This is a genomic window from Sphingomonas sp. PP-F2F-G114-C0414 (genome assembly GCF_003688595.1).
Classification (GTDB): Bacteria; Pseudomonadota; Alphaproteobacteria; order Sphingomonadales; family Sphingomonadaceae; genus Sphingomonas.
Map to the genome: position 1 here is coordinate 114,427 of NZ_RCWT01000009.1, position 26,236 is coordinate 140,662.

Sequence of the window (26,236 nt, forward strand, 5' to 3'; positions counted from 1 at the left end):
CTGGGATCCAGAGCCTCAAGTGATGGCATCGGTGGCTCTGGATCCTGGGTCGAGCCCAAGATGACGGGATTAGGGACGTTCAGCCAATCAGCCGAACGGGCGGTCGATCGAGGGTTGCGGTTCGGTGAACCAGGTGGCGCCAGTGTCGGTGACGTGGAAATGATCCTCCAGCCGGATGCCGAAGCGGTCCGGTACGACGATCATCGGTTCGTTCGAGAAACACATTCCCGGTGCCAGCGGCGTGCGGTCGCCGCGGACCAGATAGGCCGGTTCGTGGATCGACAGGCCGATGCCGTGGCCGGTGCGGTGCGACAGGCCGGGCAGGCGGTAGTCGGGGCCGAGCCCGGCCTTCTCCAGCACCGCGCGGGCGGCGGCGTCGATCGCTTCGCAGGGGACGCCGGGCTGGACCGCGTCGAACGCGGCGGCTTGCGCCTCGTGTTCGATGTCCCAGATCGCGCGCGCCTCGTCGCCGACGTTACCGAACGCGTAGGTCCGCGTGATGTCGGAGTGATAGCCCTCCACCTGACAGCCGGTGTCGATCAACACGAGCTGGTTCTCTTCGAGCAACTGGTCGCCGGGGAGGCCGTGCGGGAACGCGGTCGCGTGGCCGAACTGGACGGCGCAGAAATACGAGCCCGAGGATCCGATCGCGCGGTGCGCCTCGTCGATGAAGCGGATCACCGCGCTGGCGGCAATACCTGGGCGGAGGATACGCGCGGCGCGGCGCTGGACGTCGAGCGTCATCGCCTTGGCCTGGCGGAGCAGCGCGAGTTCGGCGGGGCTCTTGATCATCCGGCATGCGTCGATCACCGACGCGCCATCGGCAACATCGAGCCCGGTGGCGGCGAGCGCGCTGGCCATGCCATAGGGGAGCTGCGGGTCGAGCAGCACGCGGCCGCCGACCGCGTCGGCAACCAGCGCATATGGGCTCTCGTCCTCTTCCCAGAGACGCAGGTCGGCGTCGATCTCGACCGCGGCCTCCAGCGAACCCTGTTCGAAGCGCGGGCAGATCAGCATCGGCTGCCCCTTCACCGGCAGCAGCAGCGCGACCAGCCGCTCGGTCGCGCCCCAGGGCACACCCGCGAAATAGCGCAGGCTAGCCCCGGCGCCGATCAGCAGCGCGTCGGCGCCCGCCGCCTCGGTCAGCGAGCGCGCCTTGTCGAGCCTCGTGGTGCGCTCGGCCAGCGTGATCGGTGGCGCACGGTCCGCCCAGGGGGCGATGGTCGCCAGCTCGTCGGGTATCGATGATCCGCCGATGGTCATGCGTCAGGTCCTTTTTTACCGAAGCGGTCGAGGTCGAACGGCGCGAGCGGCACCGCCGGGGTCTCCCCCGCCAGCATCGCCGCGACGAGCGTCGCGGTCACCGGCGCGAGTGTGAGCCCGAGATGTTGGTGGCCGAAGGCATAAGCGAGATTTGCGTGGCGCGTCGAGCGGCCGATCGCGGGGAGATAGTCGGGCAGCGTCGGCCTGGCCCCCATCCAGCGCGTGAACGGCCCGTCGATCGGCAGGCCGAGCGATCGGACGTGATGCTCCAGTCGGTCCCATTTGCGCTGATCGGGCGGACCGTCGGGATCGCCGAGCTCGACGAAGCTCGCCGCCTGGACGCACTCCGCATAGCGGGTGACGATCATCGAGCGATCCTCGAACACGACCGGCGGCAGGTCGGCCGGCCAGCCGTCGGCGCGCGCGCGGATATGATAGCCGCGCTCGGCGATCATCGGCACGCGGTAGCCGAGCGGTTCGAGCAGCGCGCGGGAGCGGACGCCTGCGGTCACGAGTAGCTGATCGACATCGTGGCCGAGGATGACGATCCGTCCTGAATCGTCGGCCAATCGCGCCGCTTGGCGGACGATCCGGCCACCACGTGCCTCGACCGCGGCCTCGAGTGTTGTTGCAAGCACGCGAAGGTCGGCGATCTGGCCGCTGCCGGTGAAGCGGATCGCGCCGCCGACCGGATCGGCGAGAAAGCCGAGCCGGTGCAGCACGTCGGGATCGGCGTCCGCGATCCGCGCCGTGCCGATCGCAGCGCGCGACCAATGGGTGCGGCCGGCGCGTGCACTTTCGGGTGTGTCCCAGACGACGATATGGCCGTCCTCGCGGAGCAGGTCGCGCGCGCCGAGCGTGCCGACCAGGTCGCGCCACGCAGGCATCGCGCCGGCGAGCAGCGGCGTCAGCGCCGCCGTGCCCGCCGCGAACTTCGCCGGGGTCGACGCCGCGACCAGCCGTGCGGTGAACGGCAGCCAGTGCGCCGCCATCGACACCGGCAGTCCCAGCGCGCCGCCGACGCTGAACAGACGCTTCGGTACCGAGCGCACCGCGGCGGGCGAGGCGAGCGGCTCGACCTGTTCGACCGCGATGTGCCCGGCATTGCCCCAGGATGCGGCGTTGTAATCGCCATCGCGTTCGAACACACTCACGCTGTACTCCCGGTCGAGCAGCGCGACGGCGCAGCACAGTCCGACCACGCCGCCCCCCACGATACCGATCGTTTTCAATCCAATCTCCTGTTGCACGGCGCTTAACGAATTCGTATACGATATATATCTTGAAACGCAGGAAGGTCGATACCGAATGTCTGTCGAATGGAAGGGCGTATTTCCGGCCGTAACGACGCAGATCCGCGAGGACATGAGCGTCGACCTCGCCGACACCCAGCGCGTCGTCGACGACCTGATCCGCGACGGTGTGACCGGGGTGATCGCACTCGGCACGGTCGGCGAGAATAACTCGTTCGACTATGATGAAAAGGTCGAAGTGCTGACCGCGATCGTCGAGGCGGTCGATGGTCGCGTGCCGGTCATCACCGGCGTCTCGGAATACGACACGCGTCGTGCGGTTCGCTATGCGCAGGCCGCCGAGAAGGCCGGCGCGGACGGCCTGATGCTGTTGCCGCCGATGGTCTATGTGCCGAAGCCGCACGAACTGGTGGCGCATTTCAAGGGCGTGGCGGAGCAGGTCGGCCTGCCGATCATGCTGTATAACAACCCGCCCGCGTATCGCACGCTGATCGACAACGACGTCCTCGCCGCGCTGGTCGATGTCGCGAACATCGTCGCGGTGAAGGAATCTGCGCCCGACACGCGGCGTTTCACCGACGTGAAGACCGCGTTCGGCGACCGCTACGTGCTGTTCGCCGGGCTCGACGACGTTGCGCTCGAAGGGCTGTATCTGGGCGCGCAGGGCTGGGTCTCCGGGCTTACCAACGCATTCCCGCGGGAATCGGTGGAGCTCGTCAACGCATTCGCGCGCGGCGATCATGCCAAGGCGATGGAAATCTATCGCTGGTTCATGCCCTTGCTTCATCTCGATGCCGAGCATGACCTGGTCCAGTCGATCAAGCTCGCCGAGCAGGTCATGGGGCGCGGCTCCGAACGTGTCCTGCCGCCACGCTATCCGCTGATCGGCGAACGCCGTGCCGAGGTGATCGCGATGGTCGAGAAGGCCGCATCGACCCGCCCGACATTGACCGCCGCCGAGCCGGCGCTAGCATCCGACTGATGCGCCACACTTTCTTCTGCATCGACGGCCACACCGCCGGCAATCCGGTCCGCCTCGTCGCGGGCGGTGCGCCGTTGCTGAAGGGCGCGTCGATGTCGGAGCGGCGGCAGGATTTCATGAACCGGTTCGACTGGATTCGCACCGGGCTCTGCTTCGAGCCGCGCGGGCACGATATGATGTCGGGCGGGTTCCTCTACCCGCCGACCCGCGACGATACCGATATCGGCATATTGTTCATCGAAACGAGCGGGTGCCTGCCGATGTGCGGGCACGGCACCATCGGGATGGTGACGTTCGGGCTCGAACATGGGCTGATCCAACCGGCCGTACCGGGCCGGTTGCGGATCGAGGTGCCTGCGGGCGTTATCGACGTGGCGTACGAGAGTGATGGCGCAAAGGTGACCTCGGTGCGGATCACCAACGTGCCGGCGTATGTCGCGGCACGCGGGATCGCGGTGGATATCGAGGGCATCGGCCCGCTCAACATCGATGTCGCCTATGGCGGCAATTACTATGCGATCGTCGAGCCGCAGGGACGCTATACCGGGCTCGACGACCTCGGCGCGGCGGAGATCATCGCGCTCAGCGGCCGCGTTCGCGAGGCCGTACGGGCACAGTTCGAGCCGGTTCATCCACTCGACCCGACGATCCGCGGCGTCAGCCACGTGCTGTGGGCCGACGTGCCGCGCACAGATGGGGCGGACGGTCGCAACGCGGTATTCTACGGCGACAAGGCGATCGACCGCAGTCCGTGCGGCACCGGCACCTCCGCCCGCCTGGCGCATCTCGCTGACACGGCACGGTTGTCGGTCGGCGACCGGTTCGTACATGAGAGCTATATCGGCAGCCGCTTCATCGGGCGCGTCGAAGCCGAGACCATGCTGGGCGATACGCCGGCGATCATCCCGTCGATCGAAGGATCGGCGATCGCGACCGGGTTCAACACGATCTGGATCGATCGCGACGATCGTTTTTGGAACGGGTTTCAAGTTTCGTGAGCTATATTTCATGAAGTGTGGGCTATGCAGGGGGCGCAATCCCGTCCCCGGAGCCTTCCGTCTATGAGTATCGTCGTCCGCACCCTGTCCGAGCAGGTGTTCGAGATCGTTCGCGAGCAGATCGTTACCGGCAAGCTCGCCGGCCACACCGCGATCCGCCAGGATGCGTTGGCGACCGAACTCGGCGTCAGCAAGATCCCGCTCCGCGAGGCACTGGCGCGGCTCGAGCAAGAAGGGCTGCTGACCAGCCATGCGAACCGCGGCTATTCGGTCCAGCCGATGTCGGCGGACGAGGCGAACGATATCTTCGCGTTGCGGCTGGCGATCGAACCGCAGGCTGCGGCCTATGCCGCGACGGTCGCCAACGACGACGATCGTGTCGCGGCTATCCTGGCGTTCGAAGAACTGGACAGCGCCGCGAGCGAGCGGCTGGCCGAGGTCGCGATCCGCAACCGCGTGTTCCACACCGCGCTGGTCCGTCCCGGCCGCCGCCTGCTGACCACGCAGATGGTCGAGCGGCTGGCGATCCTGGCGGAACGCTATGTCGTCGCGCATCTGCGCCCGGCGGGACGCGAGGATCGGGCGCATCTGGAGCATCGCCAGATGCTCGACGCCTGGCTCGCCCGCGACGACGATCGCATGCTGGTGCTGCTGACGAGCCATATTCAATCGACGCTGACCGATCTGCGCGCGCAGTTCGACACAGCGCGAGACTAGAGACCAACCGGGGATGGGCATGTTTGGACCGCGTAAATCGTTCGAATCGTCTGCCCATAACCGCGAACACAGCCTCGCCAAGACGCTGAGCTGGCCGCATCTGATCGCGCTCGGGGTGGGGGCGATCGTCGGCACCGGAATCTACACCTTGGTCGGCGTCGGCGCGGAACGCGCCGGGCCGGGCGTCATCCTCGCCTTCGTGATCTGCGGCGTGATCTGCGCGTGCGCGGCACTCGCCTATACCGAGCTCGCGACGCTGATCCCCGCCGCGGGGAGCGCCTATACCTTTAGCTATACCGCGCTCGGCGAGACCGTCGCCTGGGTGGTCGGCTGGAGCCTGATCCTCGAATATTCGCTGGCGTGTTCGACCGTCGCGGTCGGCTGGTCGGGCTATCTGGTCGGCTGGATCGAGGCGGCGGGGATCCATCTGCCGCACGCATTGTTGGTCGGTCCGCATGGCGGCGGGATCGTCAACATGCCCGCGGTACTGGTGTCGCTCGCGGTGATGGGGATGCTGATCCTCGGCACGCGGCAGAGCGCGACGCTGAACATCGTGCTGGTGTTGATCAAGCTGGTCGCGCTGACGATCTTCGTCGTCTACGCCGCGCCCGCGTTCAAGGCCGACAACCTGCACCCGTTCATGCCCTACGGCTTCGGCTCGACCGAGATCGGCGGGCACAAGAGGGGCGTGATGGCGGCGGCGGCGATCGTGTTCTTCGCATTCTACGGCTTCGACGCGGTCGCGACCTCGGCGGAGGAAACCAAGAACCCCAAGCGCGATTTGACGATCGGCATCGTCGGCTCGATGCTGGTCTGCACGGTGATCTACATGGCGGTGGCGGTCAGCGCGATCGGCGCGCTGCCGTTCACGCAGCTCGCCAATTCGCCCGAACCGCTCGCGCTGGTGCTGCGTCAGTTGAGCCAGCCGTTCGCCGCGCAGCTCATCGCGCTGGCCGCGGTGATCGCGCTGCCGTCGGTGATCCTGGTGATGATGTACGGGCAGAGCCGGATCTTCTTCGTGATGGCGCGCGACGGGCTGCTCCCGCGGCGGCTTGCCAAGGTCAGCAAGCGGACCGGGTCGCCGACGTTGATCACGCTGCTGACCGGCCTGTCGATCGCCGCGGTCGCGGGGTTCTTCCGGCTCGACGAGATCGCCGAACTCGCCAATGCGGGGACGCTGATCGCGTTCATCTCGGTCGGCGTGTGCCTGATGGTGTTGCGTCGCACCGCGCCGCACCTGCCGCGGCTGTTCCGCTGCCCGGCCGCCTATGTCGTCGGTACCGTGACCGTGCTCGGCTGCCTGTATCTGCTCGCGAGCCTGCCGACGTCGACGCTCGTCCGGTTCGTGATCTGGAACGGCATCGGGCTCGCGCTGTACGCGGCCTATGGGCGGCGCAAGAGCGATGCGGGGAAAGCTTCGCCACTTTAAGGCGATAGCGCTTTCCACCGGCACACCGACCGCCTAAGCGAAGCTATCCCCGGGGGGCCGCTGACGCGCGGCTGAGAGGTGGGCAGCAGCCCATGACCCGCTGAACCTGATCCGGCTTATACCGGCGTAGGGAGGGTCCGCGGCTGGCCCGTCGTCCCTCCGATTGGAGTGGACGTGAGCGTTTTCGGTACTGGTTTTCCGTTTTTGAAGTCCGCGTCGCCGTCTTGGCGATCGCATGTCCGACTGGGCCGGGTGGCGTTGACCCTGTCGGCAACTTTGCTCGCGTCGTCCGCGCTGGCGCAAGTCGCCCCCGATCCGGCCGAACCCGCGGAGATCCGCGTCGTCGGCACGCCCGATTCGGCAGGCCTCTTACCCGACCAGCGTACGCCGAAAGCGCAGAGCGCGATCTCCGCGGACTTCATCGTCAAGCAGGCGCCGACGCTCAACGCGTTCCAGCTGGTGACGTTGCTGCCCGGCGCGAACGTCGCGTCGAGCGATCCGTACGGCCTCTCGACCAGTTCGAGCCTCACCGTCCGCGGGCTCGGGCAGGACGAGATCGGCGTGCTGATGGAAGGCGCGCCGCAGAACGACATCGGCTATTATTACGCCTATCCCTCGCAGTTCGCCGACCCCGAGAATCTGCGGCGGATCACGCTGGCGCAAGGCGCGGTCGATATCGATTCGCCGACGCTGGGCGGTGCCGGCGGGCTGTTGTCGCTGGCGCTCGACGATCCCAAGGCGCGTCCCGGTGGGCTGGTCGATCTGTCGCTCGGCAGCTACGCGGCGCGGCGTGCGTTCGTGCGCGTCGACACCGGCACGATCGGCAACACCGGGCTGAAGGCGTTCCTGTCCTATTCGAACACCCGCGCGGACAATTGGCGCGGCGCGGGCTACGACACGCGCCAGCATATCGACGCGAAGTTTCTCGAGGAATGGGGCGCCGGCAACCGCGCCAGCATCGCGCTGTCGTATAACGATGCGAACTCGTCGAGCTATCCGAGCCCGACGCTGGCGGAGTGGAACGCGCAGGGTCGCGGCTTCAACTACGACAAGCGTTATACGGCGGGGAACACAAACTATTGGCGGCTGTACCGCGCGCCGTTCCGCAACCTCTATGCCTCCGCACCGGTGCATCTGGTGCTGACCGACCGGCTCGCGCTGGACACCACGACCTATCTCCAGTTCGGCTACGGCAACTCGCCCTATGGCACGCAGCTCACCACCACCGGCAATTTCCTCGGGACCGAAGAGCTGGCCCAGCCGATCGCGCTGCCCGGCGCGGTCGACGGTGTGGCGACCGTGCTCGGCAATTATACCGGCGATCAGATGCGGACCGGCAACGTCAGTAAGCTCACCTTCAAGACCGGCGTGCACACGCTCACCGCCGGGCTCTGGTTCGATTACGGCACCGATCGCGTCACGCAGTCGTACACGTCGATCGATGCGGACGGGGAGCCGACCGACCGCTGGGGGTATCGCGCGAAGGCGATCCGCACTGCCGATGGTCGCCTGCTCGCCTATGAGAACCAGCGGACCGTCACCGTCACGAAGGGGTTCTTCGTCGCCGACAGCATCGCGCTGACGCCGCGGCTGACGATCGACGCGGGGTTCAAGGGCGTCGACGTGCTGCGCAACGGCCGCAATTACCTGCCGGGGCCGCAGACCGACGTGCGGCTCGACAGCTTCGCGGCGCTGCCGCGCGCGGCGATCCATTACCGGCTCGACGATCGCCAGCAGGTGTTCGCCAACATCACCACCAATTTCCGCACGCCCAACGAGTTCACGCTCTACAACAGCTATGCGGGCGGGGTCGTCGCGACGCAGGGCACGACTGCGTTGAAGAACGAATATTCGGTGTCGCAGGAACTCGGTTATCGCTTCATCGGCGCACAGCTCTCGGCGTCGGTGACGGGCTTCCACTACAAGTTCCGCAACCGCCAGTTGGCGACCGTCATTGACCAGGGCGGTGCGCTGATCAGCGGGACGCTCAACGCCGGCGGGCAGACCTCGTACGGGGTCGATGCCGAGGTCGATTACCGGCCGATCGCGGGCGTCAGCCTGTATCTCTCGGGGGAGTATCTGCACGCGCGGATCGACGACGATCTGCCGGTCGGCGGGGACTTTCTCGCGACGCGCGGCAAGCACGCGGTGTCGAGTCCGACGGTCCAGTTCGGCGCGGGCGGCACGTATGACGACGGCCGGTTCTTCGGCAGCGTCGCCTCGAAATATCTCGGCCGGCAATATGCGACGTTCGTCAACGACGAGCGTATCAAGGGCTATGCGACGCTCGATCTGTCGGTCGGGGTGCATCTGGCCGAGTGGCTCGACGGCCAGCGCACCGATCTGCGCGTGAATGCGATCAACGTCACCGATCCGCACGTCCTGGCCGGCGTGCAGGCGGTCACCACCAACGCGCAGGACTCGATCGGCCGCAACGGCACGGTGATCGCCGGCACTGCGCCGGCCTATTATATCGGCAGCGGCAGGGCGGTGATGGCGACGGTGTCGCGTGCGTTCTGAGATGACATCGCTGGCTTCGCCCGCAGGCCACCTCGTCCACGGGATGGGCACCGAATGGGAAGCGCCGACCTGGCCCGCGATCACCGCTGACGATGCGGAAAAGGCGCTCGCGCTCTTCCCGGGCGTGGGCGAACTCACGGACTTGCGCTGGCACTCGCCGCGACCGTTTTCCGCCGCCGCATTGGTGCAGACGACGCGCGGTGTTTTTTTCCTGAAACGGCACGACCATCGTTTACGCGGGCTCGACGGACTGGCCGAGGAGCATGCGTTCATCGCGCATCTGGCAGTCAACGGCGTATCGGTGCCGGATCTCGTGTGCGCCGTCGACGGATCGAGTGCGGTCGCGGTCGGCGATTGGCGGTACGAACTGCATCGCACCGCGCCGGGGGCGGATCTGTACCGCGACCGGATGTCGTGGACGCCGTTCCTGTCGCTCGATCACGCGCATGCCGCCGGCGTCGCGCTCGCGACATTGCACCGGGCCGCACGCGGCTTCGATGCTTCAGCGCGGCGGCGGCAACCGCTCGTCGCCAGCTTCACGATCCTTCCGGCGAGCGATCCGATGGCGGCGACCGAAGACTATCTCGCGGCGCGTCCCTCGATGGCGGCATTTCTGGCGGATCGGGATTGGCAACGGCAGCTCGCACCGTTGTTCGCGACATTGGGCGACGGCCTGTCGACCCTGTTGGCCGAGCAGGCGCCGTTGTGGACGCACAACGACTGGCATCCGTCCAACCTGCTCTGGGCGGCAGACGACAGCGTGGCGACGATCTTCGATTTCGGGCTCGCCGACCGGACCTGTGCGGTCCACGATATCGCGACCGCGATCGAACGGACCGCGATCCGCTGGCTCGACCTGGGACAAAGCGCAGATGACGCGATTGGCGATCCGGCAGCGGCGCGCGCGCTGCTGGCAGGCTATGCCACGATCGCGCCGCTGAACCGTGCCGACCTGACCGCAATTCTGCGCCTCGTGCCGCTGGTCCATCTCGAGTTCGCGTTGTCGGAGATCGACTACTTCACGAGCGTCGTCGCCGATCCTGCCTCCGCCGCGCTGGCGTGGGACGGCTATCTGATCGGCCATGCCGACTGGTTTCGCGCGGCTGCGGGGCAGGGCTTCCTGCGGGCCATCGACGTCGCGGCGAACGACCGATGACGGCGCTCGAGATCGTCGCGGTTGTGGTCAGCTTCGCGGGAATCTGGCTGACCGCGACACGCCGGATGCTGTGCTGGCCGGTCAGCCTGGTCGCCTGCGCGCTGTATTTCAAACTGTTCCTCGACGTCCGGCTGTATGCCGACATGGTGCTCCAGGCGCTGTTCGGCCTGGCCATCGTCTATGGCTGGATCGCCTGGACGAAGGGCCAGGACGACGCGGGCGAAGTCGTCGTCGCGCCGCTATGTCCAGGGCGATTGGCCGCGGGGCTGGCGGCCGGCGCGGTCGGTGCAATCGCGATCGGCTGGTTCACGAGCCGCTATACCGATGCGGCGCTGCCGTGGATGGATTCGGGTCTGACCAGCTTCAGTCTGGTCGCGCAATATTGGACCGCGCGCCGCCACGCCGCCAGCTGGCTCCTGTGGATCGGGGTCGACAGCCTCTATGTCGGGATGTTCGTGTTCAAGGGGTTGCTGCCGACCGCGGGACTGTACGCGGCGATGATCGTGCTGGCGGTGATCGGCTATCGGCGTTGGCGCGCGGCGGGCCGTAAGGACGCCTCAATAGCCATAGCCTAAGGTCGCGGTTCCGTTCGCCGGCACGGTCGCTGTCCAGGTCTGGACGCCGTCGACGCGACGGAGCGCGGCGGTCGGCGCTTCGAACGCCTTCTGCCCGGCCCTGCCGATCCCGATCTCCACCGCGACGGGAAACGGGTTGGCGTTGCTCAGCGTGACGACGGCGTGGCCCGTGCGGTCACCGACCTGACGCACCAGGACCCCCGGGCTCGTGCCTGCCGCTAGCGTGAAGCGCTGGCCGGTGGGGGTATCGACAGCGCGACCGAGGCCGATCAGTCCGCGCGCGCCGTCACGTTCGACGTATAACGCGGTCGAGCCGGCGGGGAGGGGCAGGCCGAGCCCGGCGCGCGTTTCGTTTTGCATGCGCAGTTCGATCCGGACCGGCGTCTCCGCGATCGTCTGGCCGGGAAATACCTGGCCGCGATAGCGCCGCTCGAACGGGACGTGGGTCCTGCTGAGCAAGGCGACCTGTTTCATCTGGTTCGCGGCGACCGTGACGGGCTCGGGTACGCGGTAAAGTTTCAGGTCGCCAAGGTCCTCCGGCGGGGGTGGCGGCGGCGGCGGAGGTGCTACCGGAGCTGGTGCAGCTCTCATCATCACCGGCGCTCCCATCAGCGATCCGGTCACGACGATGTCGTCGCGCTCGGGCGCATCTACGGTCTGGAGATCCGACGTCGTGGTTCCGAGCGGATAACAGTCGAGGCGGAGATGCGCGACGGCGGCGCGGTAGGCGCGGATCTCGCGGCGTTCGAGGCGACCCGCGATGACCTGGACATCGGCGTTCGCGAAGCTCTCCGCATTGCCGTTGGCGAGCGTCATCCACGCGAACAGATCGAGCGTGCGGCCATCGGCGGCGATCGTCGCGACATAGCTCGCCGCCCAGTCGAACTCGGACGCGAGATACGAGACGGTGACCGTCGCGATCGTCGCGCGCGGACTGCGGGTCGTCACGCTGAGCACGGGTTGCGCGGACAGACCCGCTGGAATCTTCGCGTACACCGGTCTTTCGGGAAGACCCGAACAGCCAAGAGCCTCGACGCCCTGCGCGGTCCGCACGACGACGCCGCTCGCCGGCCCGGCGACGATCACCGCATCCTCGCTACGCACCGCGCCGGTTGCGCGCGACGTGCGGGTCAGCGTGACGTGGCGGCCGAGCGATCCGTCGATCAGCGCGGCCGGCGACAACAGCCGCGCATCGCGGTTCTTCTCGACCGTGCCGCCGGGCAGTCCGGTGATGATCGCGCTGGCAGGGACGATCCCGCCCGCGACCCCTGCGAACGTCACCACCGCTTCGCCCGCCGGCAGTCGTATCGTCCGGGTCTCGGTCACCACCGCGAAACCGCCGAGATACCGCAGATTCGGTGCCTGACCGCGCTCGCGCTGCGGGTTGCGATAGACCGTGACGGACACGTGCCGCGGGGGCGACGCGGCGACGGTCTTCGAGGTCGGTATGGCCGCTTGCGCCGTGACGGGCAAAACCGGAACGCCGACCAGTATCGCCAGCAGGGCGACGACACCGCGCATCAGTTGCGGGTGTCGAAGCTGGCCGTGACGACCGCAGTTCCGTTGGCGGGCACCGTGACATGCCAGAGGGCGCTGTCCGCATTCTGGCGCTCGCTCTTCTGGCTCTCGGCCTGAACGCGCGTATCGGTCCACGACCAGTCGAGCCCCGCCTGGATCAGGTCGACCACGACCGGCTTCGCGCGCGCGTTGCTGAGCGTGTAGCGCATCGTCGTCCGCCAGTGATCTTCGGACAACCTGGTATGGGCTTCCACGACCGGCAGCACCTTCACGTCGAACGCGTCGCCGGTACGCAGGCTGATATCCGAGCCTTGCGGGGTATGCTCGATGCGGTTCTCGCCGGTGAACTGGGGCTGGCCGCGCTGATCGCGGACATAGACGCGGACCGTCCCCGCGGGCAGCGCATCGCCGAGGCCGCCGGCCGCCGAATTGGCGAACCGCAGCATGCTGCCCGCGCTTTGCGGTTCGGTCTGCGTGCCGAGCCAGGCGTTGCGATATTCGTAGCCCGCGCTGGCCTTCGCGCCTTTGACGTCGAGAAAGCTGACCTGCTTGGTCTGCTTGTCGGCGATCGTGGTGCGCTCCTTGAGCGGATAAAGGTAGAAATCGCCGAGCTGTTCGCGGTTCGCGCTTTCGGTGCCGGCGCGTCGCATAGGCGCAGGGCGGCGGTTGGGGCGGAAGGTCTGGTTGTCGTCGTCGGAGGCGACTTCGCCCGCGACGAGCAGCGTTTTGGCGCTGTCGAAGCTGGTGCCGGTCGCGTTGCGCAGCGTGATCCATCCCTGCACGTCGATCGTGCCGGTCTTGTCGTCGAACAGCGTCACATAGTCTGCCTGCCAGCCGAGCCCGCGCGTCAGGTACGACAGCGTCGCCAGCCGCGACCCGGCGCGGGTGCTCGCGAGCGTCACCGACAATGTCGGCCGCGCGCGCAAATTCGTCGGGATCTTGTCGAAGATCGCGCGCACCGGCAGGCCGTCGTCGCGCAGCACTTCGATATGGTCGGCGATCTGCAGCACCACGCCGCCGTTGACCGCGAGCACCTTCGCCCGCTCGCGCGTTTCGGCACCGGTCGCGGGATTGGTCCGGACGAGCGTGATCGTTTCGCCGACCGCCTTTTCCATCAGGCTCGACGGGGTCAGCAGGTCGTAATCGAAATTCTGTTCGACGACGGTCGTGTCGGGCGCGCTCAGCGATACCGTTTCGGGGCGGATCGTCGCGCTGACGTCGGGGAAGGACTGGCGCGTGCGACCAGCCGGAAGATCAAGGCGCCGGATATCTTGGATGAGCGCGATATCGTTCGTGTAGATCGTCGCGGACACATCCCCCTGCGCCGACCCGCTGGCCGGCACCGGGGGATCGGATTGCGCGATCGCGGACGCCGACGTCGAGACAGCCAGCAACAAGACTGCGATGCGTACCGTGACCATGTGATCGTCCCCTTTGGCGGCAGCATGACGGAGCGGCGGGACGACGACAATGGATAGCTTTGCCCAATGTCGGGAAACTGGTGCCGCGGTTCGACCGGATAAAATGTACGATCGGCCGAAACATTGCTGTGCGTAACGAGACTGTAGCAAAGCCTTCGCGAAACTGACCCGGAACGGACCTAGTGGCGCCGGTGGTGGCACACTGGCCGCAGGGGACGTCATTTCAATGCGTAGTTTCAAAGGCCTGCTTCGGGCATCGGTTTCGCTCATCCTGGTCGCGGGTGCCGCTACGGCACAGGCGCAGACAGCACCAGCAGCGACGCAGGATCAGGCAGCGGTCGATCCGCAGACGGGCACGACTGCTGGCAGCGACGACGCTGGCGAGATCGTCGTCACCGGTACCTATGCCCGCAGCCTGAAGGCGGCGACCGAGACCAAGCGCCGCGCCGACTACGGCGTCGACTCGATCAGCTCGACCGACATCGGCAAGTTCCCGACGCAGAACGTCGCCGAGGCGTTGCAGCTGGTGCCGGGCGTGACGATCACGCGTCCTCGCGGCGAGGGGCTGTATGTCAGCGTTCGTGGCCTGGGGCCGCAGTTCCAGAGCACGTTGCTCAACGGCAGCACCGTCGCGCTGAACGACCTGATCGAGAATGGCGGCGCGAACGGCCGCCAGTTCCGCTTCGAGATGCTGCCCGCCGAATTCACGTCGAGCATCGATGTCGTCAAGACGCCGACCGCGAACATGACCGAGGGTGCGCTGGGCGGTAATATCGACGTGAAGACGTTCCACCCGCTCGACGTCGGCACCAAGACGACGGTCAATCTGCGCGGCACCTATACGAGCCAGACCGACAAGGTGAAGCCGAACGCGACGCTGATCACCAGCTTCGCGAATGCCGCCGGCACGTTCGGTATCCTCGCGGGCGCGCAATATTGGGCGAAGTCGGTCCGCAACGATCGCTTCATCAACTTCGGCTGGAACCTGGACAAGTTCACGTCGGCCGCCTCGGGCGGGCTACCCGCCGGGTTGTACACGCCGACGCGGACCCGGCCGACGGTCGAGACCGAGGATCGCAAGCGGATCTCGGGCATGCTGTCCGCGCAGTGGAAGCCGAATGCGGAATTCGAGACGACGTTCGACGTCCTCGCGACGCGGCTCGACGTCGCCTATGACGAGTTCGGTCTCGACGTGTATCCCGACGATTCCAGCGTGTCGGGGCACCGGCCGGTGATCGTGCCGTCCAGCGTGAAGCTCGACGGCGATACGGTGATCGCCGCGACGATCAACGACGTGCGGTTCATGGCCTCGCGCGAATACAGCCTCAACCGGCATGACCTGCTCAACATCGGTCTGCGCCAGACCTGGGACTCCGATGCATGGCACGCCTCGGGCGCGGTCAACTGGTCGAGCGCGCACAGCTATCACCCGAACTACGACGAGGGCACGGTGCGCAGCCGGGCGATGTTCTTCGCGCCGCTGACCTATGATGCGTCGGCCGGCTACAAGGCGATCCCGACCTTCACCACGCCGGTCGATCCGACCAACCCGGCGAACTATCAGCTGTACCAGTTCAACATCGCGCCGAAGAACAGCAAGGACTGGGATTTCTTCACGCGCGCCGATCTCGCGCATGATTTCGACGGTTTCATCACCAAGCTGGCGGCGGGCGGCGAGTATCACTGGCGCAAGCGCGACTATGCGCGGCGCGACTTCATCGTCAATCCGGCGCCCAACACCCCGTTGTCTAGCCTGGGGACGGGCGCGTACGAGCAGTTGCCGTACGACGATTTCCTGAAGGGCGTCCCCGGCAACACGCTGCGCAATTTCCTGGTGCCGGTGACGCAGGCCTATCTCGACAAATTCTTCACCCCCGCGGTGCAGGCATCGGCGTTGACCCCCGCGGATCTGCGCTCGTCGTTCGTCGTCACCGAGAAGGTGCTGGGCGCCTATGCGCGCGCCGATTACGGCTTCGATGCCGGAAGCGTGCCGGTCACCGGCAATATCGGCATCCGCTATGTCCATACCGATCAGGTCGCGAGCGGCACGTTGACGACGGGCAACGTCGCGACGCCGGGAAGCTTCCCCAAGACGTTCAACAACTGGCTGCCGAGCTTTAACCTGCGCGCCGAACTGACGCACGACCTGGTCGGCCGTCTCGCCGCCAGCCGCGTGCTGACGCGCCCGAACGTCACCGACAGCGCGCCGCGCATCACCGTCTCGACCGACGCGCCGACCGCGAGCGGCGGCAATCCGCAGCTGGTGCCGTTCCTCGCGACGCAGTTCGACGGCTCGCTCGAATGGTATTTCAACCGTGCGGGGTCGCTGACGGGGGCGGTGTTCTACAAGGCGATGGACGACTACATCACGCAGCAGAACGTCAACATCGACATTCCCGGTCGCGGCACGGTGCTGCTGTCGACGCAGGTCAACGGCGGCGATGCCAAGGTGTACGGCGTCGAGGCGGCGTACAACCAGGTCTTCACGTTCCTGCCCGCGCCGTTCGACGGGTTCGGCGTGCAGACCTCGTATACGCACACCTCGGTCAAGGCGAGCTACACCGCGGGCGCGCGACCGATCCGCGACGAGCTGATCGGACTGTCCAAGAACAGCTTCAACATCGTCGGGTTCTACGACAAGGGGCCGCTGTCGACGCGGCTGTCCTATGTGTGGCGCGACCGCTATCTGTCGGGCACCGGCAGCACGACGCAGGCGCCGGTCTACACCGCGCCGTTCGGGTCGCTCGACGGTAACATCTCGGTCAAGGCCAACGACTCGGTGACGTTCAGCTTAGAGGGGATCAACCTGTCGGGCGCGCATCTCTACACGTATAACGACGACGAGAACCGCTTCGGCGAGATCAACTATTGGGGCCGGACGATCCTGTTCGGCGTGCGGGCGCAGTTCTGATGCGCGCCCGTCATGCCATGCTCGCCGCGCTCGTCCTCGCCAGCGGCGTCGGTGCGCAGACCGCCCCTGCCGGTCAGACCGCCGAACCGCTGCGGATGAACGACATCCAGGTCGTCGGGTCGCACAACAGCTTCAAGGCGCAGATCCCAGCGGCGGTGATGGCCGCGCTGCGCCAGCGCGATCCGAAGACCGCCGCCGCGCTCGATTACTATCACCTGCCGCTGTCGGCGCAGCTCGACCACGGCTTGCGGCAGATCGAGATCGACATCTTCGCCGACCCCCAAGGCGGCCGGTATGCGAACCCCAAGGGCGAGCAGATCGCCAAAGCGGCCGGCGAGCAGACCGCGTTCGACCGCGCTGCGATGCTGCGGCCGGGCTACAAGTCGTTCCACGTTCCCGACATCGACTATATCTCGACCTGCGTGACGCTGCAGCGCTGCCTCGGCGAGGTGACCGCGTGGTCCCGCGCGCATCCGCGGCACCTGCCGATCATGATCACGATCAACGCCGCCGATACGCCGCAGTCGCCGTTGGTGACGGCGCCGTTGCCGCTCGACGACGCGACGTTGCTTGACTCGCTCGATCGCGAGATCCGCCAGGCGATACCGGGACGACGGCTGATCGTGCCCGATGAGGTCCGCGGCGACGCGGCGACGCTGTCGGGCGCGGTGCGCGACCAGGGCTGGCCGACGCTGGAGGCTGCGCGGGGGCGGATCTACATCCTGTTCGACGTGCGGCCTGCGGTGTCGAATGCGTACCGGACGGGCCATCCTTCGCTGCGCGGACGGGCGATGTTCGGCTGGTATCCCGACGGCGAGCCCGAGAGCGCGATCCAGATCGTCCAGGACCCACTGGTCGACGGCGCGCGGATCCGCGATCTCGTCAAGGCGGGCGTGATCGTGCGGACGCGGACCGACGCCAACACCGTCGAGGCGCGGGCGCACGACCTGGCCAAGGCTAAGGCGGCGGCGGACAGCGGCGCGCAGGCGGTCAGCACCGATTATTATCCGGGCGCGCCCGATCCGGCGGGGCTGAAGTTCGCGGTGACGTTGCCCGGCGGCACGATGGCGCGGTGCAACCCGGTGCTGGTCACCACGCCTTGCAAGGTTGTGCCCTGACATGAGGCTTTCGGCCCTCTTCGCCGTGGTGCTCGGCACGGGGTTCGCGCTCACGGGCAGCACGGCGCAATCGCCGGCGCGCCCGGCCTTCGTCACCGAGCGCGCGGTGCTGGTCATGCGCCACGGCATCCGCGCGCCGCTGTCGGGTGAAGTGCCGGACGGGACGCGCACCGCGACGCCTTGGCCGAAATGGGGCGTCGCCGAAAGCCGGGTCACCCCGCACGGCGCGCGCGCGCTCGAGATCGTCGCAGGCGAGGACCGCAAATGGCTTGCCGCGAAGGGCCTGCTCGATCCGCAAGGCTGTCCGAAGGCGGGTGCGGTGCGGATCGCCAGCAACAGTTCGGAGCGGACGATCGACAGTGGCGAAGATTACGCGCGGGGCTTTGCGCCCGGTTGCCCGATCAGCGTCGAGCATCGGCCGGTCGGGACGGTCGATCCGATGTTCGAGCCCTTGCGCGCGCATGCGACCGCGTTCGATGCGAAGGCGGCGATCGCCGATATCGACCGCTCTACCGGCGGTATGACCACGTTGGTCCAGCGGCACGCGCGCGAGATCGCCGAGCTCGACCGCGTGCTGGGCTGTGGCAGCGGATGCGTACCGGGCGGGGCGCCGCGCGTGTCGGCCGAGGACGACGGACACGGCATCACGCTGGAGGGACCGATCCGCGGCACGTCCGGCGTCGCGCAGGTCCTGCTGCTGCAATATGTCGAGGGTCTGCCCGCGCGCGATGTCGGCTGGGGGCGGGTCGATGCCGCCGGGCTGAAGCGGCTGGGTGCGCTGCATGCCGCGTTGTTCGCGGTGTTCACGCGGTCACCGTACATGGCGGCGTATCAGGCGGCGCTGCTCGGCCGGCGGGTGTTGCAGTCGCTTGAGGCCGGACCCAAGCTCGACGTGCTGATGGGGCACGACACCAACGTCACCGCGCTCGCGGCGGCGCTCGACGTCGATCTCGTCACGTCGGGCTATGCGACCAACGATGTTCCGCCGGGTGGTGCGCTGCTGTTCGAGCGGGTTCGCGAGACGCGGAGCGGGCGCGCGTTCGTCCGCGTGTCCTATCGCACGCAGTCGCCCGAGGCGCTGCGATCGGGCAGCCATGCGATGACCGTCGCCCCGCTTCGGGTCCCCGGATGCGGCGGCGAGCTTTGCCCGGTCGCCGTGTTCGAACGCGTGTTGTCGGCGCGCTTGGCTGCGGGCCGCTAGAAGTCGTACACGCCCCCCGGCACCGCGGCGACGAACCGGTCCGGGGAAATATCGGAGGCTGCCAGCGCCGCCGCGAGCGCACGCGGTGGCGCGTCGCGCGCCTCGTCGGTGAGCTGGAACGTGCCCCAGTGAATCCCCAATGCACGACGCGCGCCCACGTCGCGGAAGATGTCGACCGCTTCGGCCGGATCGACATGCTGGGCTGCCATGAACCAGCGCGGCTCGTACGCGCCGATCGGGATCAGCGCGACGTCGGGCGATCCCAGCCGCGCGCGCACCTCGCGGAAGATCGCGCCATCGCCGTAGCCCGTATCGCCGACGAACCAGATCGTGCCGGCGGGGGTGTCGAGATGATGACCCGCCCATAGCGCCATCCGCACGTCGTTCGGCCAGCGGTTCGCCCAGTGGCTCGCGGGCGTCAGCGTCGTCGCGATGTCGCTGCCGAGCGACAGCCGGTCCCACCAGTCGCCGACGGCACACTTGGCATCAGGGATCGCGGCGCGGACGATCGTGCCGTTGCCGAGCGGCATCGCCATCAGCGGCGCATGGACCGCCTGGATGCGCCGCAGCGTCGCGATATCGAGATGGTCGTAATGGCAGTGGCTGAGCAGCACGACGTCGATCGGCGGCAGGTCGTCGAACGCGATCCCCGGCGCGGCGACTCGCTTGGGTCCGGCGAACGAGACCGGGCTGACCCGCTCCGACCAGACCGGATCGATCAGGATGTTGCGGCCGGCAACCTGGACCAGCAGCGAGGCGTGCCCGACCATCGTGATCCGCAGGCCATCGACCCGCGGCGATGGCTTGGCCGGGCTGACGGGTACCGAACTCGGCCACCGCGCCGCACCTCGCGCCAGCTTCCACCGAAGCACGTCGCCGAGACCGCGATCGGTCGGCGATTGCCCGGGATTGAAGAACCGTACGCCATCGAAATGGTCGCTCGGCGGGCCCTGATAATAGCGGTTGCGCGGCATGATCGCGTGGTAGCGACAATCGGGCGTGAACGCGATGCGGTACCCGCACGCCGGACCTGTTTCGCGCCTCCGTCGCCGCACGGAAACAGGGTTCGGACCGCGTTACCCATGTGCAACGTAACCGAGGTTATTCGCAGCAAACGTGCTTCGAATTGTAATATTGTCTTGCTTGATTGCGCGGATGCGGCATTCTTGGGTCATAATAAGACACCTGGGGAGGTGGCGTAAGGTTTCACACGGGGGGATTTAAGCGAACATCGAAGAGCTTTTTGCGTGTCGGCACCGGCGGATTTGCGTTGGCGGCGATGCTGGTCGGAGCCTCGGCTCATGCGCAGGCCGTAACGACGGTTCCTGCCGAGCAGGCGGCAACTGGAACGGCCGAGGCGCCCGGCGAGGACATCGTCGTCACCGGGTCGCGTATCCGCCGCAGCCCGCTAGATCAGCCTTCACCGGTCGTTACCGTGGATGCGGAATCGATCCAGCGGACCGGGCTGTCGTCGGTCGCCGACGTGCTCCAGCGACTGCCCAGCGCGGCCGGCGGTCTCAATTCGAAGGTCAACAATTCGGGTAACATCGGCAATCCGCCCGACGGTGGCGGCGTTGGTGCAGGCTCGGCCGAGATCGACCTGCGCTATCTGACCGCCAAGCGAACGCTGGTGCTGGTCGACGGGCTTCGCTTCGTCAACGGCGCGTCGGCGAGCGGCATCCCCTCGACCGTCGATCTCAACACGATCCAAGTCGGGTCGATCGAGCGCATCGAAGTGCTGCAATCTGGCCAGTCGCCGCTGTACGGCTCGGACGCGCTCGCCGGCGTCGTCAACATCATCACCAAGTCGCAGCAGAAGGGGCTGAAGGCATCCGCGCAGTTCGGCACGTTCCGCCAGGGCGACGGCCATACGCAGGACTATAACGTCAGCTACGGTATCCAGGCACCGCGCACGAGCGTGGTATTTGGCGGCAGTTACGTGAAGCAGGAAGCGGTCAGCACGCGCGATCGCAAGATCTCGCAGTTCCCCAATCCCGGCCAGCGCGCCTGCGAGGAGCCGATCGGCGGGTGTTCGGGCGCGACCCCCAACGGATTCTTCCAGGTCGGCGGCCGGAACCTGACACTGAAGTCCGCCCCTATCCTCGGACGGCCTCGCTACGACGCCGCCAACCCGACCGGCCCGAACAGCGATTTCAAGGAGTTCACCGCCGCGGACCGCTTCAACTTCTCGCCCTACAACTATTTCCTGACCCCGTCCGAGCGCTACGGCTTCTTCGTCAGCGCCAAGCAGGAGCTCACCGATACCGTGAACCTGCGCGTGAAGATGAACTACACGCGCCGCAATTCACAGAACCAGGCGGCGTTCCTGCCGCTCGTGATCGGGCCGGATGCGGGCAACGGCAATCTACTCGACACGATCTCGGTGGACGCCACCAATCCGTACAACCCGTTCGGCTACACGCTGTCGGCGGGGGGCGCAGGTAACGGTCCGGCAAACTATTCGACGGTCCGCCGTCGTCTGGTGGAAGCCGGCCAGCGCACCTATTCGCAGACCGTCGATACGATGTCGGCGACCGCCACCTTGGATGGCTCTTTCCATCTCGGCGAGCGCAAATTCTATTGGGACGTCAACGCGGTCTTCGGCTTCAACGACGCCAAGCAGCTGTTCACCGGCAACATCAACGCCGCCAATCTCGCCCAGGCGCTCGGTCCGGTCGCGAATTGCACCGGGGCGTACGTACCATTCAACATCTTTGGCGGCGCAGGTTCGGTCACGCCCGCCATGCTCGGCTATATCGCGTTCGACGAGCGCGCGCGCAGCGCGCAGAGTCTCGAGGACTATACCGCCAACATCTCGGGCGAACTGTTCGACCTGCCCGCCGGCGCCGTCGGCCTCGCCGCGGGCTATGAGCACCGCGTTCAGTATGGCAGCTTCACGCCCGATCCCCTGATTACCGCCGGGCTTGGCGCCGACATCCCCGCGCAACCGGCGCGCGGGCATTTCGATTCGGACGAGGTCTATGCCGAGTTGCGCGTGCCCTTGATCCACAACACGCCGCTCATCCAGTCGCTCGAGATCGGCGGTGCGGTGCGGCATTCGAACTATTCGATCAGCGGCAGCAATACGACCTACACCGGCAGCGGCCTGTGGAAGCCGTTCAGCGACCTGCTGTTGCGCGCGTCCTATGCGCAAGGCTTCCGCGCGCCGAGCATCGGCGAATTGTTCGGCGCGGAATCGCGGTCGGACGCGTCGATCGACGATCCCTGCACCAACGTCGCCGGATCGCCCTATCAGTCGTCGGCGACCGTTCGCACCAACTGCATCGCCAACGGCGTCCCTGCGAGTGGCAGCTATCAGGAGCCCAATGGCGGTCAGCTCAGCGTCCTGACCGGCGGCAACAAGGCATTGAAACCCGAGACGTCGCGGACCTGGCTGTTCGGTGCGGTCTATGCGCCGAGCTGGGCACGGACCAGCGGGATCGCCAGCCAGCTGAGCATCGAGGGCAATTACTACGACATCAAGGTCGACGATGCGATCGCGGCGACCGATGCCACGCTGACGCTCAGCCGTTGCGCGCAGGCCGCGGACGCACTCAGCTGCGCGGCGATCTCCCGGACGCCGAACGGCCTGATCTCGCGGATCAACGCGCAGTTGCAGAACATCGGCGGCATCCGCACCCGCGGCGTCGACGTGACCGCGGTCTACCGCTCGCCGCAGACCTCGGCCGGGACGTTCGGGCTGTCGCTCAACGGCAACATCCTGCTGAAATACGCCGAGAGCTTCCCGGCAACGGTCGGCTTCACCACCACCAACTACCAGGGTACGACGCGTGGGTCGCCCGAGCAGTCCTATCCGAAGTTCAAGGGCAATGCGGTCGTCGACTGGGACCTTGGCCTGGCCCGCGCCTCGTTCACCGGCCGCTACATCAAGAGCGTGAAGGAAGCGGACGGCAAGACGCTCGACAACACCTTCTATGGCGACGTCCAGCTGACGCTGACGCCCGACTGGCTCGAACGCCGGCTGGGGCTGACGATCGGCGTGAACAACGTCTTCAACCAGGATCCACCCGCCTGCTTCAGCTGCACGGGGCCGAACTACGATCCGACCACGTATGATGTGCCGGGGCAGTTCGGCTATGTCCGACTGTCCTGGGGGCTCTGACCGACCCACATAGGGATGCGGGCAAGGGGGCGGGCGTGGAGCGATCCACGCTCGCCCCTTAACGTTTGGCCCATCGTCTTCGCTACACGAAGCAGGGCGCGCGCTGCCGGGTGCCGCACACTGCGCATGGTAATCCGCGCCGTCGCCCCCATCTGGCGCACTCGATAGAATGAGCGATGGAGAACGACATGAACATCCTGATGGTGCTGACCTCGCACGACCGCCTCGGCGATACCGGCGAGAAGACCGGATTCTGGCTCGAGGAGTTCGCCGCGCCGTATTACGTGCTGAAGGAAGCGGGCGCGGCGATCACGCTGGCGTCGCCGAAGGGCGGCCAGCCGCCGCTCGATCCCAAGAGCAACGACGAAAGCGCGAAGACCGCCGAAACGCGCCGGTTCGAAGCGGACGACGAGGCCAAGGCGCTGCTCGCGACGACTCACCGCCTCGACACGGTATCGATCGCGGATTTCGATGCGGTCTTCTATCCGGGTGGTCACGGCCCGTTGTGGGATCTGGCGGAGGACGCGACGTCGCGTGCGCTGATCGAAGGCGCGATCGCGGCCAACAAGCCGGTCGCTGCGGTCTGCCATGCGCCGGGCGTCTTCCGTCACGTCAAGAATGCGGACGGCAGCCCGCTCGTGGCGGGTAAGACAGTCACCGGGTTCACCAACACCGAAGAGGCTGCGGTCGGGCTGACCGACGTCGTTCCGTTCCTGGTCGAGGATATGCTCAAGGAACAGGGCGGCATCTATTCGAAGACCGGAGACTGGGGCGTCTATGTCCTGCGCGACGGCTTGCTGATCACCGGGCAGAACCCGGCGTCGTCGGCGGCTGCGGCGCAGGAGCTGGTGAAGGCATTGGGGTAAGTATCGGGCGGTCTTCGGATCGCTCGTGATAATTTGAGTACTACCCCCGTAATGATCGCTGTTCTGCGCTCAGGTGGGGACATTCTCGGAGGCCTGCGATCATCGCGTCTCCCCTCCCTGAAAGGGAGGGGCTGGGGGTGAGTAGGCCTGCTCGTGCCGCCAGCGTTCGGTGATACGGAACCCGACCCACCCCCGACCCCTCCCTTCCAGGGAGGGGGGAAGTACGGAGGCAGCGCGTTGAACGTCGGTTTGCCATAGCCATTATGGCCTCCGCACTGTGCGGGAGATTGATGGGGGGCGTGGGCAACGCCCGGATCGCAGGAATCCGGTATTCGCCTGCCGCGCAACCGATTAAGGCCCTCACGGTACCGCCGTTCGAGGATCGACCTCTGCACGCCACCGTCCTTCTGAAATGGGTTCGCCGACGGGTCCGCGCGAGCGAAGTGGCGTTCGTCGTGCTCGCGGCGGTGGTCGGCGCCGGGGCCGGGCTGTTCAGCGTCCTCCAGGGGGCGATCGCGCGGACGATGCAACGCCTCCTGTTCGACTTGCCGCTCGGCGCACGTCTCAGCGCGGTACCGGCGTTGCCGCTGACGGTCCTCCTCGTGCTGCCGATCGGCGGCGCGGTCCTCGCCGCATTCTCCTGGGCGACGCGCGCGCGAACGCGGCGGATGGTCGACGCGGTCGAGGCGAATGCGCTCCACGGCGGCCGCATGTCGGTGCGCGACAGCCTGATCATCTCCGGACAGACGATCCTGTCGAACGGCTTCGGCGCCTCGGTCGGGCTCGAGGCCGCGTATGCGCAGCTTGGCGGCGCGGTGGCGTCCGTGGTCGGCAACGCCTTCACGCTGCGGCGCGCTGATCTGCGCAACCTAGTCGGGGCGGGCACCGGCGCGGCGATCGCGGCGGCGTTCGGTGCGCCGCTCGCCGGCGCCTTCTACGCGTTCGAGATCGTCATCGGCGCGTATACGCCGACCGCGCTCGCACCGGTCATCGCCGCCGCACTGGCCGGCACGCTGGTCGCGCAACAACTCGGCATCCATCCCTATGTGATCGATGCGGCCTCGACGATGGCGACCGAATCGCATCACTATCTGATCTATGCGGCGCTCGGCGCGGTCTGTGCCGGGATCGGCATCGCGCTGATGCGCGCGGTCGGCTTCGTCGAGGCGGGAACGCGGCGGCTGCGCCTGCCCGACTGGGCGCGACCGGCGATCGGCGGGATGTTGTTGATCCCGATCGCGCTGATGTCGCCGCAGGTGCTGTCGGCCGGGCATGGCGCGCTTCACGCCGACCTCGCGGTCGGCGCGCCGTTGCTGTTCATCCTGACGATCTTCCTCGCCAAATGCGCGGCGTCGATCGTCTCGCTCGGCTTCGGCTTTCGCGGCGGGCTGTTCTTCGCGTCGTTGTTCCTGGGTACGCTGGTCGGGCATCTCTTCGCCGGCAGCATGGCCGCGGTCGTCGGGCATGACGTGATCGATCCGCGCAACGCCGCACTCGTCGGGATGGCGGCGCTCGCGGTCGCGGTGGTCGGTGGCCCGATGACGATGGTGATGCTCGTGCTGGAGGCGACGCACGACTTCGCGGCGACCGGGGCGGTGCTGGCGGCCGTGCTGGTCTCGTCGACGATCGTGCGCGAGGCGTTCGGCTACAGCTTCTCGACGTGGCGGCTCCACCTGCGCGGGGAGACGATCAAGAGTGCGCGCGACGTAGGCTGGGTCAAGACGCTAACCGCGGGGCGGATGATGCGCCGCGAGACCAAGGTGATGCGCGCCGACCTGACGATGGCGGAGTTCCGCCGGCAGGTCCCGCTTGGCGCGACCAGCCGCGCGGTGCTGGTCGACGATGCCGCGCGCTATGCCGGGATCGTCCAGACCCCCACCGCCTACGCCGAGGGCCATGATCCACAGGCACCTGTCGGCGGGCTGGCGATCAACAAAGAGGCCGCGCTCGCGCCGGCGATGGACATCACCGAAGTCATGGCGCGGTTCGACGCGTCGGGCGCGGACGAACTGGCGGTGCTCGACGACGATCGACGCGTGCTCGGGCTGTTGTCCGAATCGTTCGTCCGCCGACGCTATGCCGAGGAACTGGAAAAGGCGCAGCGCGCACTGTTCGGCGAGCGATGACCGGGCAATCGTCCTGATCGGCGAGAACCATCTGGACTAGCGGCGGCGGCGGTACGATC

At 67.1% G+C, this 26,236-nt stretch carries 18 protein-coding genes and 1 riboswitch; of the genes, 13 read left to right on the forward strand and 5 right to left on the reverse strand.

The annotated features are described in order from the left end of the window. Positions 1-87: 87 nt before the first annotated feature. Both C8J47_RS01210 and C8J47_RS01215 read right to left on the reverse strand, forming a co-directional pair. Positions 88-1,263 (reverse strand): Xaa-Pro peptidase family protein, encoded by a 1,176-nt coding sequence (locus tag C8J47_RS01210; RefSeq protein WP_121884126.1) that lies wholly within the window; start codon positions 1,261-1,263, stop codon positions 88-90. Next, a complete protein-coding gene (locus tag C8J47_RS01215) occupies positions 1,260-2,495 on the reverse strand; it encodes an FAD-binding oxidoreductase (protein WP_259467292.1) in 1,236 nt (411 codons plus the stop codon). Before C8J47_RS01215 ends, C8J47_RS01210 begins: the two co-directional genes overlap by 4 nt. A 76-nt stretch (positions 2,496-2,571) precedes the next feature. Between C8J47_RS01215 and C8J47_RS01220 the strand changes: the two genes are divergently transcribed. From C8J47_RS01220 to pnuC, 7 genes are all read left to right on the forward strand, one after another. Then, the gene (locus C8J47_RS01220) at positions 2,572-3,498 is read left to right on the forward strand and encodes a dihydrodipicolinate synthase family protein (RefSeq protein WP_121884127.1); all 927 of its coding nucleotides are present in this window, start codon (positions 2,572-2,574) and stop codon (positions 3,496-3,498) included. After that, on the forward strand, positions 3,498-4,496 hold the full coding sequence (locus C8J47_RS01225) for a 4-hydroxyproline epimerase (protein WP_121884128.1): 999 nt from the start codon (positions 3,498-3,500) through the stop codon (positions 4,494-4,496). Before C8J47_RS01220 ends, C8J47_RS01225 begins: the two co-directional genes overlap by 1 nt. A 63-nt stretch (positions 4,497-4,559) precedes the next feature. After that, positions 4,560-5,213 (forward strand): GntR family transcriptional regulator, encoded by a 654-nt coding sequence (locus tag C8J47_RS01230; RefSeq protein WP_056052308.1) that lies wholly within the window; start codon positions 4,560-4,562, stop codon positions 5,211-5,213. 13 nt (positions 5,214-5,226) lie between these two features. After that, positions 5,227-6,642, forward strand: coding sequence for an amino acid permease (locus C8J47_RS01235; protein WP_121884129.1), 1,416 nt, complete (start codon positions 5,227-5,229; stop codon positions 6,640-6,642). A gap of 40 nt (positions 6,643-6,682) precedes the next feature. Continuing rightward, a riboswitch (TPP riboswitch) is annotated at positions 6,683-6,792 on the forward strand. Between the two features lie 102 nt (positions 6,793-6,894). Further along, positions 6,895-9,162: a TonB-dependent receptor gene (locus tag C8J47_RS01240; protein ID WP_259467294.1), complete on the forward strand. Its 2,268-nt coding sequence runs from the start codon at positions 6,895-6,897 to the stop codon at positions 9,160-9,162. 10 nt (positions 9,163-9,172) lie between these two features. Next, the gene (locus tag C8J47_RS01245) at positions 9,173-10,318 is read left to right on the forward strand and encodes a phosphotransferase enzyme family protein (protein ID WP_121884685.1); all 1,146 of its coding nucleotides are present in this window, start codon (positions 9,173-9,175) and stop codon (positions 10,316-10,318) included. Next, the gene (gene pnuC, locus C8J47_RS01250; RefSeq protein ID WP_121884130.1) at positions 10,315-10,893 is read left to right on the forward strand and encodes a nicotinamide riboside transporter PnuC; all 579 of its coding nucleotides are present in this window, start codon (positions 10,315-10,317) and stop codon (positions 10,891-10,893) included. The genes C8J47_RS01245 and pnuC overlap by 4 nt, the downstream gene beginning before the upstream one ends. On the opposite strand, the gene C8J47_RS01255 is transcribed toward pnuC, so the two are convergent. After that, positions 10,876-12,414, reverse strand: a complete 1,539-nt coding sequence (locus tag C8J47_RS01255; RefSeq protein WP_121884131.1) for a DUF4139 domain-containing protein — start codon at positions 12,412-12,414, stop codon at positions 10,876-10,878. The two genes, pnuC and C8J47_RS01255, sit on opposite strands and share 18 nt — an antisense overlap. After that, positions 12,414-13,832, reverse strand: coding sequence for a DUF4139 domain-containing protein (locus tag C8J47_RS01260; RefSeq protein ID WP_121884132.1), 1,419 nt, complete (start codon positions 13,830-13,832; stop codon positions 12,414-12,416). Before C8J47_RS01260 ends, C8J47_RS01255 begins: the two co-directional genes overlap by 1 nt. 226 nt (positions 13,833-14,058) lie before the next feature. Here C8J47_RS01260 and C8J47_RS01265 point away from each other — a divergent pair, with 226 nt between their 5' ends. Genes C8J47_RS01265 through C8J47_RS01275 form a run of 3 tightly spaced genes read left to right on the forward strand, consistent with a single transcriptional unit; the run spans position 14,059 to position 19,062 of the window. Beyond that, the gene (locus C8J47_RS01265; protein ID WP_121884133.1) at positions 14,059-16,743 is read left to right on the forward strand and encodes a TonB-dependent receptor; all 2,685 of its coding nucleotides are present in this window, start codon (positions 14,059-14,061) and stop codon (positions 16,741-16,743) included. Next, positions 16,743-17,861, forward strand: a complete 1,119-nt coding sequence (locus C8J47_RS01270) for a phosphatidylinositol-specific phospholipase C1-like protein (protein ID WP_259467296.1) — start codon at positions 16,743-16,745, stop codon at positions 17,859-17,861. Before C8J47_RS01265 ends, C8J47_RS01270 begins: the two co-directional genes overlap by 1 nt. A 1-nt stretch (position 17,862) precedes the next feature. After that, positions 17,863-19,062, forward strand: coding sequence for a histidine-type phosphatase (locus C8J47_RS01275; RefSeq protein ID WP_259467297.1), 1,200 nt, complete (start codon positions 17,863-17,865; stop codon positions 19,060-19,062). Here C8J47_RS01275 and C8J47_RS01280 read toward each other — a convergent pair. Next, complete coding sequence (locus tag C8J47_RS01280; protein ID WP_121884134.1) at positions 19,059-20,036, reverse strand: MBL fold metallo-hydrolase; 978 nt, start codon at positions 20,034-20,036, stop codon at positions 19,059-19,061. The two genes, C8J47_RS01275 and C8J47_RS01280, sit on opposite strands and share 4 nt — an antisense overlap. A gap of 269 nt (positions 20,037-20,305) precedes the next feature. On the opposite strand from C8J47_RS01280, the gene C8J47_RS01285 reads away from it, so the two are divergent. From C8J47_RS01285 to C8J47_RS01295, 3 genes are all read left to right on the forward strand, one after another. Further along, positions 20,306-23,185, forward strand: a complete 2,880-nt coding sequence (locus C8J47_RS01285; protein WP_310886114.1) for a TonB-dependent receptor domain-containing protein — start codon at positions 20,306-20,308, stop codon at positions 23,183-23,185. 188 nt (positions 23,186-23,373) lie between these two features. Next, positions 23,374-24,051, forward strand: coding sequence for a type 1 glutamine amidotransferase domain-containing protein (locus tag C8J47_RS01290; protein WP_121884689.1), 678 nt, complete (start codon positions 23,374-23,376; stop codon positions 24,049-24,051). Between the two features lie 389 nt (positions 24,052-24,440). Further along, on the forward strand, positions 24,441-26,177 hold the full coding sequence (locus C8J47_RS01295; RefSeq protein ID WP_259467363.1) for a chloride channel protein: 1,737 nt from the start codon (positions 24,441-24,443) through the stop codon (positions 26,175-26,177). Positions 26,178-26,236: the final 59 nt, after the last annotated feature.